This is a genomic window from Amycolatopsis sp. NPDC050768, from assembly GCF_040654155.1.
In the GTDB taxonomy this organism is placed as follows: Bacteria; Actinomycetota; Actinomycetes; order Mycobacteriales; family Pseudonocardiaceae; genus Amycolatopsis.
The window spans coordinates 308829-321802 of record NZ_JBFAHL010000004.1 but is presented as its reverse complement, the minus strand read 5'-3'; the positions used below and the strand labels follow the sequence as shown (position 1 = coordinate 321802).

9 protein-coding genes and 1 riboswitch are annotated in these 12974 nt (G+C 71.9%); of the genes, 8 read left to right on the top strand and 1 reads right to left on the bottom strand.

The window, feature by feature from the left end; all coding sequences use genetic code 11:
- Positions 1–246 precede the first annotated feature (246 nt).
- Entirely contained in the window at positions 247–1011 is a 765-nt protein-coding gene (locus tag AB0H62_RS14645) for a hypothetical protein (protein ID WP_360586384.1), read from the top strand.
- Between the two features lie 12 nt (positions 1012–1023).
- On the opposite strand, the gene AB0H62_RS14640 is transcribed toward AB0H62_RS14645, so the two are convergent.
- A complete protein-coding gene (locus AB0H62_RS14640; RefSeq protein WP_360586382.1) occupies positions 1024–1761 on the bottom strand; it encodes a helix-turn-helix transcriptional regulator in 738 nt (245 codons plus the stop codon).
- A 66-nt stretch (positions 1762–1827) separates the two neighbouring features.
- Here AB0H62_RS14640 and AB0H62_RS14635 point away from each other — a divergent pair, with 66 nt between their 5' ends.
- The 7 genes from AB0H62_RS14635 (at position 1828) to AB0H62_RS14605 (ending at position 12924) form a co-directional block, all read left to right on the top strand.
- The gene (locus AB0H62_RS14635; protein ID WP_360586380.1) at positions 1828–3171 is read left to right on the top strand and encodes an MFS transporter; all 1344 of its coding nucleotides are present in this window, start codon (positions 1828–1830) and stop codon (positions 3169–3171) included.
- 243 nt (positions 3172–3414) lie between these two features.
- Positions 3415–6585 (top strand): isoleucine--tRNA ligase, encoded by a 3171-nt coding sequence (gene ileS / locus AB0H62_RS14630; RefSeq protein ID WP_360586378.1) that lies wholly within the window; start codon positions 3415–3417, stop codon positions 6583–6585.
- Positions 6586–6723: 138 nt separating this feature from the next.
- Complete coding sequence (locus AB0H62_RS14625; protein WP_360586376.1) at positions 6724–8364, top strand: penicillin-binding transpeptidase domain-containing protein; 1641 nt, start codon at positions 6724–6726, stop codon at positions 8362–8364.
- Between the two features lie 43 nt (positions 8365–8407).
- Complete coding sequence (locus tag AB0H62_RS14620; RefSeq protein ID WP_360586374.1) at positions 8408–9094, top strand: helix-turn-helix domain-containing protein; 687 nt, start codon at positions 8408–8410, stop codon at positions 9092–9094.
- Positions 9095–9199: 105 nt separating this feature from the next.
- On the top strand, positions 9200–10678 hold the full coding sequence (locus tag AB0H62_RS14615; protein WP_360586372.1) for a potassium/proton antiporter: 1479 nt from the start codon (positions 9200–9202) through the stop codon (positions 10676–10678).
- 104 nt (positions 10679–10782) lie between these two features.
- Positions 10783–10897, top strand: a riboswitch (SAM riboswitch).
- A gap of 40 nt (positions 10898–10937) precedes the next feature.
- Positions 10938–12281, top strand: a complete 1344-nt coding sequence (locus AB0H62_RS14610) for an aminotransferase class V-fold PLP-dependent enzyme (protein ID WP_220242209.1) — start codon at positions 10938–10940, stop codon at positions 12279–12281.
- Between the two features lie 22 nt (positions 12282–12303).
- Positions 12304–12924, top strand: coding sequence for a hypothetical protein (locus tag AB0H62_RS14605; RefSeq protein WP_354869774.1), 621 nt, complete (start codon positions 12304–12306; stop codon positions 12922–12924).
- Positions 12925–12974: the final 50 nt, after the last annotated feature.

Here is a 12974-nt window from a genome sequence, read left to right as displayed (position 1 = left end):
GCGGGAGCGGGCGCGCCCGATCGGTCCGGTGTTGCGGCGGATCGGTGGTTTGTGCGGTTCGGCGCAAATGATCAACCGCTTGGCGACTGGGGGGTCGGCGGGTGAGTGGTGGGTGGTCGTCGCTGAGGGTGGTGTGGATCTTGGGGGCGGGTGCGGCGGTGGGGTGGCCACGGAATGCAGCCGGTGCAGTACCCGGCGTGGGCGGGTCGTGTCCCGGGATCCGGGTTTCGCGTGCTGTAATTCAGCGTGCTCTACATCGTCCTCGTTCTGGTGCTGGCGGCGCTCGCGCTGCTCGTCACGGCGCTCATCACGGCAAGCTCGCTGTGGGCGTGGGTCTCGATCGGCCTGTCGGTGCTCGCCGGGCTGATCCTGCTCGTGGACTGGCTGCGGCGGCGCAACCGCCCCGAGCCGGGCGAGGCCAAGGCGGCCGTCGAGGACGCCGGAGTGGGTGAGAAGGCCGCCAAGGTCGAGAACTTCGACGCCGAGCAGACCGCCCTGCTGCCTTCGAGGGGCGAGCTCGGCAACCCGGCCGACGTGCCCGAGCCCGAGATCGAGCCGGCACCGGAGGCGGAGTCCGAAACCGCGCCCGCGCCTCAGCCGGCCGGAGCCGCTGCGGACAGCGATGCCACTGCGGACACCTCCGCAGCCAAGGAGACCGCGACCGCCGAGTCCGCGACCGCCGTGACCACCGAAACCGCCACCGCCGTGACGGCCGCGACCGCTACCGCCGCGACGGCCGAGACAGCGACCGCGTCCGCCACCGAAAAGGCGCCCGTCCGCGAAACCCCGCCCGCCGAGGAAAACACGAGCGCCGAGGACCTCGCGGTCGTCAAGGAGCTCGAGGACTTGGTCGTGGTGGTCGACGAGTACCCCCGCTACCACCTCGTCGACTGCCCCTGGCTCTCCGGCCGCGACACCATCCCCATCGGCGTCGGCGAAGCGCGCCAGCTCGGCTTCACCCCGTGCGCGCGCTGCGGTCCCGACGCCGTCCTCGCCGCCGCGCACCGCTGACCGGCCGCGCCGCTAAATCCCCAGAATCTCGCCCAGCGCGGCGCTTCCCGCGGGCGTCAGCCGGACCGCGCGGTGGGCCTGAGTGCGGCGGCGCAGCCAGCCGGCGTCCAACAACCGCTCCGCAACGGCCGCACCGAGCGCACCCGCCAAGTGGTGCCGCTGTTCGCTCCAATCCAGACAGAAGCGCAACAACGGCCGCCGCGCCGCGGATGCCGCCGCAAGATCGACGCCCAAAGAAGTGAACACCGTCGGAGCCGCAGGCCCCAACGCATACGGATGATCCCGTAGCTGCGCGGAAATCCGGTCACCCGGCCGACGCGCAGTGCTCGGGTCACCGTCCACAGTGATCAGTGCGCCGTGCGAAACCAGGGCCGCCGTGATGGCGACGCCAAGCTGACCGGCGACGTGGTCGTAGCAAGTCCGCGCCGTGCGCAACGCGCCCGCCCGCGTGCCTTCGCGCAGCGAACGGACCGGTCGCGGCGGGGAGAACCGCGCCAGCGTCTCCAACAGCTCCGGGGCCGGGCCGGCGAGACGGTAGAAGCGGTGCCGGCCGGAGCGTTCGGCCGTGACGAGCCCCGCGTCCAGCAGCTTGGCCAGGTGGGAGCTCGCGCCCTGGGCCGACAGGCCCGCCTCGGCGGCCAGCACCGACGCGGCCAGCGCGCGGCCGTCGCCGAGGGCAAGCAGCACGCGGACCCTCGCCGGGTCGGCGAAGAGGGCCGCGGTCGCGGCGATGTCTGCGTCTCCGTCCACGACGTCCAGGGTGCACCCGCGACACTTCCACCGCGACGGAAGCGTCCACGGGGTCCACTGGACACCATGAGACCGGCGCTCCTGATCACCCTGTGCACCGGGATGTTCCTGGTGCAGCTCGACGTCACCGTCGTCAACGTCGCCCTCCCGACCCTCGGCGAGCAGCTCCACGCAGGACTTACCGCGCTGCAATGGGTCGTCGACGGCTACTCCGTCGTCCTCGCGGCGTTGCTGCTCGCGGGCGGCGCGCTCGGCGACGTCCTCGGCCACCGCGGCGTGGTGCTCACGGGGCTGGCGGTTTTCGGCGTCGCGTCCGCCGCGTGCGGGTTCGCCCAGTCCGCGTCCTGGCTGATCGCCGCCCGGGCCGTCCAGGGGATCGGTGCCGCGCTGCTGCTGCCGGGCACGCTCGCCGTGATCAACCAGCAGTGCCCGGATCCCAGCACCCGAGCCCGCGCCCTCGGCATCTGGGCCGGCGTGTCAGCGCTCGCCTTGCCCGCCGGCCCGCTGCTCGGCGGGGTGCTCGTCTCCCTTGCCGGCTGGCGGCCCGTCTTCCTGCTCAACGTGCCGATCGTCGTGGCGGCGGCGCTCGCCGGCCGGAAGCTGGTCCAACCCGGCGCCCGCACACCCGGCCGCATCGACCTGCCCGGCGCCACCACGGCCGCCCTCGCCCTTGGTGCCGGCGTCTACGCCGTCATCGGACGCCAGCCCGTCGCCGCCGTCATCGCTGTGACGGCAGCAGCGACATTCGTCGTGGTCGAGCACCGCTCCGCCGACCCGATGCTGTCCCTGGGCCTGCTCAAATCCCGCCGCACGGCGGGCGCCACGACCATCTCCGCCGCCATGAACTTCGTCGGCCTCGGCGCGGTCCTCGTCTTCACCCTTTACCTGCAGAGCGTGCTGCACCTGAAACCGCTCGACGCAGGACTCGCCCTGCTCCCGCTCTTCCTGCCACTGGTCCTGCTCGGCCCGTTCAGCGGCCGCCTCACCGCGAAACTCGGCTCCCGCCCGCCGATCATCGCCGGACTCCTCCTCGGCGCGGCCGGCCTCAGCGCACTCCTGCGCGTGGACACGGCGACGACCTACCCCACCCTCCTGCCCGCCCTCCTCGGCCTCGGCGCCGGCATGGGCCTGCTCACCGCCGCCGTCGTGACGGCCGCCGTCACCGACGCGCCGCCCGAACGCGCGGGCATCGCCGGCGGCGTCAACAACGCCGCCCGCCAAGCCGCCGGAGCCCTGGGCGTCGCCGTTTTCGGCGCCGTCGCGGAAGATCCGGCGAACCACCCGGCCTTCGTCCACGGCCTCCACACCCTCGGCGTCATCGCCGCCGCGCTGTGGCTCGCCGCCGCGGCCCTCGCCGCCGTCACGACCGGACCCCGGGCCACCGCAAACGCGGTTGCGCGCCCGGGCTAACCTGGTACCAGTAAGGCGTCGATCCGGCCATCACCGGGGAGCCTCCGGAAGAACGGGGCGCGTGCGTCCCCAGTAGACCCGGACGGGGCGGCCCGTCACAGCCGATGAACGAGTGGCCCGGCAGTACGAACGCCGGGCAAGCGGGGTGGTACCGCGTGACGCGCGAGCGTCTCGTCCCCGTGTGGGTGACCGGTAGGCACCGGTCGTCCGTACGCGAGCGACGAACGCAAGGAGCGCACCCCGATGTACCCGAAGGCCCAGGTGGACGGCGAGACGTCGGTCCCGGCCCAGCCGTCGTTCCCCGCACTGGAGCAGCGCGTGCTCGAGTACTGGGAAACCGACCGGACGTTCCAGGCCTCGATCGACGCGCGCCCGGCCGGGGCGAACGGCGACAACGAGTACGTGTTCTACGACGGCCCGCCCTTCGCCAACGGCCTGCCGCACTACGGGCACCTGCTCACCGGGTACGTGAAGGACATCGTCCCGCGCTACCAGACGATGAAGGGCAAGCACGTCGACCGCCGGTTCGGCTGGGACACCCACGGCCTGCCCGCCGAGCTCGAGGCGATGCGCCAGCTCGGCATCACGGAGAAGGAAGAGATCGAGGCGATGGGGGTCGCCAAGTTCAACGACGCCTCCCGCGAGTCCGTGCTGCGCTACACCAAGGAGTGGGAGGAGTACGTCACCCGCCAGGCGCGCTGGGTCGACTTCGACAACGACTACAAGACGCTCGACCTGCCCTACATGGAGTCGGTCATCTGGGCGTTCAAGCAGCTGTGGGACAAGGGGCTGGTGTACGAGGGCTACCGCGTGCTGCCCTACTGCTGGCGCGACGAGACGCCGCTGTCCAACCACGAGCTGCGCATGGACGACGACGTCTACCGCACCCGCCAGGACCCGGCCGTCACGGTCGGGTTCCGCTTGGAGGGCAACGGGAACGAGCTCGACGGCACGTACCTGCTCATCTGGACGACCACGCCGTGGACGCTGCCCTCGAACCTCGCCACCGCCGTGCACCCCGAGGTTCGCTACGTCGTGGTGGAGAGCGAGAACTTCCCCGGCAAGCGGTTCCTCCTCGCCGAAGCCCGCGTCGGCGCGTACGCGCGCGAGCTCGGCGAAGAGCTGACGGTCGTGGCGCACTACACCGGTGCGGAGCTGCTCGGAAACCGTTACGCCCCACCGTTCCCGTACTTCCTCGGCCGGGAGAACGCGCACCGGGTCCTGTCGGCGGGCTACGTCACGACCGAAGACGGCACCGGCGTCGTGCACATCGCGCCCGCCTACGGTGAAGAGGACAAGGTCGTCACCGACGCCGCGGGCATCACGCCGGCAACCCCGGTCGACGCGCGCGGCCGCTTCGACGCGACCGTGCCCGACTACGAGGGCCAGCAGGTGTTCGAGGCCAATCCGAACATCATCCGCGACCTCAAGAACGGCACGGGTTCCGCCGCGCAGCAGAGCCCGATCCTGTTGCGCCACGAGACCTACGAGCACCCGTATCCGCACTGCTGGCGCTGCCGCAACCCGCTGATCTACCGCGCGGTGTCGTCGTGGTTCGTCGCGGTGACGCAGTTCAAGGACCGCATGGTCGAGCTCAACCAGCAGATCACGTGGTACCCGGACAACGTCAAGGACGGCCAGTTCGGCAAGTGGCTGGAGAACGCCCGCGACTGGTCGATCTCCCGCAACCGCTACTGGGGTTCGCCGATCCCGGTGTGGCAGTCGGACGACCCGACCTACCCGCGCACCGACGTCTACGGCTCCCTTGACGACCTCGAGCGCGATTTCGGGGTGCGGCTGGACAACCTGCACCGCCCGTACATCGACGAGCTGACCCGGCCGAACCCGGACGACCCGACCGGGAACTCGACCATGCGCCGCGTGCCCGAGGTGCTCGACGTGTGGTTCGACTCGGGCTCGATGCCCTACGCCCAGGTGCACTACCCGTTCGAGAACGCCGAGTGGTTCGAGCACCACTACCCGAGCGACTTCATCGTGGAGTACATCGGGCAGACGCGCGGCTGGTTCTACCTGCTGCACGTGCTCGCGACGGCGTTGTTCGACCGGCCCGCGTTCCGCACCTGCATCAGCCACGGCATCGTGCTCGGCTCCGACGGGCAGAAGATGTCGAAGTCGCTGCGGAACTACCCGGACGTGACCGAGGTGTTCGACCGCGACGGGTCCGACGCCATGCGGTGGTACCTCATGGCGAGCCCGATCCTGCGCGGCGGCAACCTCGTCGTCACCGACCGGGGCATCCGCGACGCGGTGCGCCAGGCCGTGCTGCCGCTGTGGAACTCGTACTACTTCCTCGCCCTCTACGCCAATGCCGAGGGCGTGGAAGGCCGGTGGCGTACGGATTCGGCGCACCTGCTCGACCGCTACGTGCTCGCGAAGACCCACGAGCTGGTGACGGACGTCGAGTACGCGCTGGACAACTACGACATCGCCGGCGCGTGCCAGACCGTGCGCGACTTCCTGGAGGTGCTCACGAACTGGTACGTGCGCCGTTCGCGCGACCGGTTCTGGGCGGGTGACCAGGACGCGATCGACACGCTGCACACGGTGCTCGAGGTGACCTCCCGTGTCGTCGCGCCGCTGCTGCCGCTCACGACCGAGACGGTGTGGCGCGGCCTCACCGGCGGCCGTTCGGTGCACCTGACCGACTGGCCGAGCTCGCTCGACCTGCCGGCCGACGCGGCGCTGGTCACGGCCATGGACCGCGTGCGGCAGGTGGCGTCGACGGCGCTCTCGCTGCGCAAGGCCAACAAGCTGCGCGTGCGGCTGCCGCTGGCGAAGCTGCTGGTCGCGGCCGAGGACGTGGAGGCGCTGCGCGAGTTCACCGACATCCTGCGCGACGAGGTGAACGTGAAGTCGGTCGAGCTGACCACCGACGTCGCGGCGCACGGCTCGTTCGAGGTCGCCGTGAACGCGCGGGCGGCCGGGCCGCGGCTGGGCAAGGACGTGCAGAAGGTCATCAAGGCCGTGAAGGCCGGCGACTGGACGACGAACCCGGGCGGCGCCGTGGTGGCGGCAGGCGTCGAGCTGCTCGAAGGCGAGTATGAGCGGCGCCTGGTGGCCAAGGACGGCGGCGCGGCGGCCGAGCTGCCGGGCGGCAGCGGGCTGGTGCAGCTCGACACCGAGGTCACGGCCGACCTGGCCGACGAGGGCATCGCCCGTGACCTGGTGCGCGTGGTGCAGCAGGCCCGCCGCGAGGCCGGCCTCGACGTGTCCGACCGCATCGCGCTCACGATCGACGCGCCGGACGAGGTCGTGGCCGCGGTGAAGAAGTTCGAGGAGTTCGTGGCCTCGGAAACGCTGGCCACGTCGGTGACCTACGGCGACGCGCCGGAAGGTTTCGAGGGCACCGTCGGCGACGGCGTGAAAGTCCGCGTGGCGGTCGAGAAGGCGTAGCGAACCGGCCTTCCTGGCGTTGATCACGAATCGGCGTCGGGAAGGCCGCTTTCTCACCTGTAACGCCCCTTGTCCGTCAGCGATGGGCAAGCTGGGCCGGGTGCGCGCACGCCGCACGGGCCTGGGGGAGAGTCGCAAGTGAGTCCTGCCGGAAAGAGAGCCGTCCTGACCGGGGGCGCGGTCGCCATGGTCGCGATCGTCGTCGCGGCGGTGGTATTGCTGACCGGCGGTTCGCCGGCACCCGAGGCGGCCGCCGAGCCGACCGAGAGCTCGGTCGTGGCCGGACCGGTCGCCCCGGACCCGACGTCGGCGGCGCAGCTGTACCTGAAGGACTTCGCGGGCAACCAGACCGACGAGGCCAGCCTGCTCACCGACAACCCGCACGACGCGGCCGCCGCGCTGCGCGACGCCTGGTACACGCTCAAGCCGCAGGACGTGCAGGCCAAGATCGACAAGGTCGAGCCCGCCGCCGCGGCCGCGACGAAGACGGCCGCGAGCTACACGCTCACCTGGAACCTCGGCCCCGGCCACGTCTGGTCCTACAGCGGCAGCTTCGACGTGGTGAAGTCCGGCGACAGCTGGCGGGTGCACTGGACGCCCGCCACGCTGCAGCCGAAGCTGCAGGCCGGCCAGCGGCTCGTGATCGCGACCGCGGCGGCCGACGAGGCCGCCGTGGTGGATCGCGACGGCAAGCCGGTGGTCATCAGCGGGCCGGGTGGCACGCACCTCGATCCTGCCGCGAAGTTTCCGTTGCTGACGCAGGCGCTGACCGGGCAGGGCACGTCGGCGCCGTCCGACACCTTCGCGGTCCAGCGGGTCGACACCTCGGGCAAGGCGCTGGAAACGCTCTTCGGCAAGACCGAGAGCGGGCAGCAGGCGGTGAAATCCACGGTGAGCGTCTCCGTGCAGAACGCGGCCCAGTCGGCCGTCGACTCCTACCGCGGCAAGGCCGTGATCGTGGCGATCCAGCCGTCCAACGGCGGGGTGCTGGCGGTGGCGCAGAATGCCGCCGCGGGCACGAGTCCCTCGGCGCTGAACGGCCTGTACGCGCCGGGTTCGACGTTCAAGATCGCGACCGCGACGGCGGCCCTGGAGGCCGGCATCGTCACCAAAGACTCGCAGGTGGCGTGCCCGCTCACCGCGCGGATCGGCACCCGCACGATCTCCAACGAGGGCTTCGACCTCGGCACCACCACCGTGCACCGCGCGTTCGCGCATTCGTGCAACACCTCGTTCGGCCAGCTCGCCTCGCAGCTGCCGCCGGACGCGTTGGCCAAAGCCGCGAGCCAGTACGGCCTCAACGCCGACTTCGACATCCCCGGCCTCACCACCGAGATGGGCAAGGTCGGCGCCGCCGGCAGCGCCGATGAGCAGGTGGAGGACGGCATCGGCCAGGGCACCGTGCAGGTGAGCCCGTTCGGCGAGGCGGTGATGGCCGCGACGGTGGCCGCGGGCAAGGCGGTGACGCCGAAGCTGTGGCTGGACGCCTCGTCGGCCACGACCGTCAACGACGGCTACCACGCGCCGTCGGCGAGCGTGCTGGCCTCGGTGCGCGCGATGATGCGCGAGGTCGTCACAGGCGGCACCGCGACCGGACTGGCGCGCTCGGGCACCGTCTACGGCAAGACCGGCACCGCGCAGTTCGGTGACGGCGCCGAAGCGCACGGCTGGTTCGTGGGCTATCGCGGAGACGTCGCGTTCTGTGTGTTCCTGGAGGGCGGAAACGACTCCGGCCCCGCCGTCACACTCGGCGCGAAGTTCCTCGCCGGCGTGAAGTAGCGCTTCGGCGGCGGCCGAAGCGTCGGGCTCCTACGGTGGGGGCATGGAGACCGTCGCGCTGGCCGAGGTGGCCGCGGTGCTCGCCGACCCGAGCCGGGCGACGATGTGCCTCGCCCTGCTGGACGGGCGCGCCTGGACGATCGGCGAGCTGGCCGCGGCGGCGCGGATCGCGGTGTCGACCGCGAGCGAGCACGTGACGCGGCTGCACGACGCCGGGTTCGTCGCGCGGGTGAAGCAGGGCCGGCACGCGTACGTCCGCATCGCCGACCCGCGGGTGGCCGAGCTGATCGAGCACTTGGCGCAGCACGCCGAGCACCGCGAACCGGTGGGGCTGAAGGCGTCCCTGCGTACGCAGCGGCTGAGTTTCGCGCGCAGCTGCTACGACCACCTCGCGGGCACCGTCGGTGTGGCGCTGCGCGAGGGCTTGATCGCGAAGGGGATCGTCGACACCGGCGACGGGCTGACGCTGACCGCGGCCGGGCGCGAGGTGCTCGGCGGGCTCGGTGTCGCCGTGCCGGAGCGCGGCCGGCGCCCGCTGCTGCGTGACTGTCTGGATTGGACGGAGCGGCGCGACCACCTCGCCGGCGCCGTGCCCGCGGCGATCCTGGCGCGGGCCGTCGACGCGGGGTGGGTGACCCGCGACCGGCAACGCGCGGTGCGGTTGAGGCCGGTCGGGGAGAAGCCGTTCGCGGCGCTCGGTGTCGATCTGGCGACACTCAGTGGGGGCTGAGTGTCCTAACACAGCAGTTTGCCCGAGTTGTCCAGTGGTGCACGAACGAGTGAACGGCTCCGTCTCTCTATTCTGGAAGCCCACGGCGACCGGGAGGGGGCGGACATGGACCAGCTTCCCGTCGTGCTCGGCGTCGGCGGTGTCGTCCTGCTCGCGTCGGTGCTCGCCGTGCGCGTGTCGATCCGCCTCGGTCTCCCGTCGCTGCTGCTGTACCTCGGCATCGGTGTGGCGCTGGGCGAATCGGGCATCGGGATCCACTTCGACAACTCGAGCCTGACGCAGTCGCTGGGGCTGGCCGCGCTCGTCATGATCCTCACCGAAGGTGGCCTCACCACGCGCTGGAGCGCGGTGAAATCCTCGCTGGGCCCGGGAATCCTGCTGTCCACAGTGGCCGTGATCGTGAGCATCGTGGTCACCGGCACGGCCCTGCACTGGCTGCTCGGCCTCGACTGGCGATTCGGGCTGCTGTGGGGCGCCGTACTCGCGTCGACCGACGCGGCGGCGGTGTTTTCGGTGCTGCGCACGTTCTCCGTGGGGCCGAAGCTCGTGGGTACGCTGGAGCTGGAATCCGGGCTCAACGACGCACCCGCGTACATCGCGGTCGTGGCGCTCTCCTCGGCGGCCGCGTTGGACTGGACCCTGCCGCTGTTGGTCGTTTACGAACTCGCCGCCGGGCTCGTGCTGGGTTTGCTGTTCGGGTGGCTGGGTGCGATGGCGCTGCGCCGGGCCGCGTTGCCGGCCACGGGCCTCTACCCGCTCGCGACGGTGGCCGTATGCATCCTCGCGTACTCCAGCGGGCAGCTGGCGCACGCGTCGGGCCTGATGGCCACCTACGTCGCCGGTCTCGTGCTGGGCAACTCGCGGCTGCCGCACCGCTCCGACACGCTCTCGTTCGCCGAGGGGCTCGGCTGGCTCGCGCAGATCGGGCTGTTCGTGCTGCTCGGTCTCTACGCCTCGCCCGGCCGGATCCTCGAGGCGCTCATCCCGGGTCTCGTCGCGGGCGCGGTGGTGCTGCTGCTCGCGCGCCCGTTGTCGGTGGTCTTGTCGTTGCTGCCGTTCCGGCTGCCGTGGCGGGAGCAGACGTTCCTGTCGTGGGCCGGGTTGCGCGGGGCCGTGCCGATCGTGCTGGCGCTGATCCCGCTGTCCCAGGGTGTGCCGGGCGCGGAGCGACTCGTCGACGCCGTGTTCGTGCTGGTCGTCGTGCTGACGCTGCTGCAGGGGGCCACACTCGGCCCGGTCGCGCGGCTGCTGGGCCTCGCAAAACCCTCCGAGGCGCACGAGATCGAGGTCGACGCCGCGCCGCTGGACGAGCTCGGCGCCGAGCTGCTGCAGGTGCGCATCCAGAAGGGCTCGAAGCTGCACGGCGTGTACATCTCCGAGCTCGGCCTGCCCGCCGGCGCCACCGTGAGCCTCGTGGTCCGCCGCGGCTCCGGGTTCACGCCGCAGAAGACCAGCCGCCTGCAGGAGGACGACCAGCTGCTGGTGGTCACCACGGCCGGGGTCCGCGACGCGACCGAGCGCCGGATCCGCGCCGTCGACCGGGCCGGGCGGCTCGCGCGCTGGCGCGGTGAGCTGGGCCGTTGACGCGTTTTCGGTGACGTTCGCGGGTTCGCCGGCGTGTGAGCGCCATCTCAGATCACGGGACGGGGCTTTCTCCGCACGCCCGGAATCGGTTACCTTCATCAACAGGTCATGAGTGCCAGCGTTCAGCCCCGGCTTGCTGGCCGGCAACCCTCCTACCGCGGTGGGGTGCCCCGGGTGAAGACCGGGCCGGTCGTGTTGTGCGACGGGCAAGCGCGGGCCCCTCGCCGGGGGTCCCCCGGACTGCCGAGGAGGCACCGCCATGACTCTCGCTCTGGACCGTACCGCTGAAAACACCGAAACCGTTGCCGCACAGGGGATCCCCGGCGTCGCGGGGGCGGCACTGCGGGTGCCCCTGGTGACCGGCGGCGAGATCGGTTACGCCAACCTCGACCACGCCGCGAGTGCGCCGTGTCTCGACGCGGTCCGCTCCGCCGTCGACGAGTTCCTGCCCTGGTACGCGAGCGTGCACCGCGGCGCGGGCTTCGCTTCGCAGGTGTCCACGCGCCTTTACGAGCGCACGCGCGACATCCTGCGCCGGTTCGTCGACGCGCGCGCCACCGACACCGTCGTGTTCACCCGCAACACCACGGATTCCTTCAACCTGCTGGCGCGTTCGCTGCCGCGGCGCACGTCCGTGGTCGTGTTCGACACCGAGCACCACGCGGCCCTGCTGCCTTGGCGGGGCCCGAATGTGCGCCGCGTGCAGCTGCCGCGCACGCGGTTGGCCGCGGTGTCCGTTGTGGACGAAGCGCTCGACGCCTGCCCGGAGGGGCCGCGGCTCGTGGTGGTGACCGGAGCGTCCAACGTGACCGGTGAGCTGCTGCCGGTGGCCGAGATCGCCGCCGTGGCACGGAAGCACGGCGCCCGCGTGGCGCTGGACGCCGCGCAGCTCGCGCCGCACCGCCGGATTTCCCTGCGGGAGCTGGACGTCGACTACGTCGCGCTTTCGGGGCACAAGCTCTACGCGCCCTTCGGCGCCGGCGCTCTCATCGGCCGGTCCGACTGGCTGCGCGCCGCCGAGCCATACCTCGCCGGCGGGGGAGCGACCAAGCTCGTGACCGAGGACGCCGTGGTGTGGAACACCGGTGCCGAGCGGCACGAGGCCGGCTCGCCGAACACTGTCGGTGTCTACGCGCTCGGCGTCGCGTGCGAGCAGCTGTCCGCGCACTGGGCCGCCGTGGGCGAGCACGAGGCCACGCTGCTGGAGCGGCTGCGCAAGGGCCTGGCCGGCGTGCCCGGCTGCGCCGAGCTGCGCCTGTTCGACGCGCCGGTGGACCGCGTGGGCACGGTGAGCTTCATCGTCGACGGCTTCGAACCCGGCTGGCTCGCCGCGGTCCTCTCGGCCGAGTACGGCATCGGCGTGCGCGACGGCGCGTTCTGCGCCCACGTCGCCACCAAGCGCCTCATCGGCGAATGCGGCCGCGACGGGCAGCAGGCCGTGCGCGTGAGCCTCGGCCTGGGCAGCACCGAGGAGCACGTGGACCGCCTCGTGCTCGCGCTGCGCCAGATCGTCGCCCGCGGCGCCCGCTGGGAGTACACGAAGGTCGACGGCCGCTGGGCCCCGGTGGGGGACCCGCGGGAGCTGCCGCCGTTTTGCGCCTGAGCCCGCTCGCTACCCTCGGCGCGTGGGGAGATCTTGGGGTTTCTGGGTTCCGCTCGCGCTGCTGGGCTTCGCCGAGCTGATCCTGGCCGCGGTGCGGCTCGCGGCCGGCGCCGGTTCTGCCGCGGGCGAGTTCGTGAACCTGTCCGCGGTGCCGATGGACCGCGTGCACGTGGACTACTTCGACACGGCCATCGGCGGTGAGCAGTTCCTGAGCCAGGACCCGCTGCCCGCGCCGACCTCGACGTCAGCGCTGGGCTGGCCGATCGCACTCGCGCTGGTCGTGGCGATCGTGCTCGTCGGCTACGCGCGAGCCGGGACCAGGCCGAAAACCGGCCGGTTCGCCCTGGCCCTCGCCGGCGGTGTGCTGGCGGTGCCCGTGCTGGACCTCGCCGCCTACGCCCAATTCGACCTCGACGCCGATGCCCGCGGCCCGGCGCTCGCAGCCGTGGGGCTGGTGGTGCTGGCGGGGTACGAGCGCAGTCTCCTGGTCCTCGCGGTCACCGTGGGCTTCGTGGCGGTGGCGATGCTGCTACCGGGCGTCGCGGGGGTGGTTTCGTCGGCAGTGGTGCTGCTCGCGGTGGCGTTTCTGGTGGTCGCCGGACCCGTGAAGGGCCGTTCGCGGCCTGCCGCCGCGAACGGGTGAGGCCGGGGCGTGGACAATGGGGGCGTGAGCACCGAGTCCTCCTCGTCCGA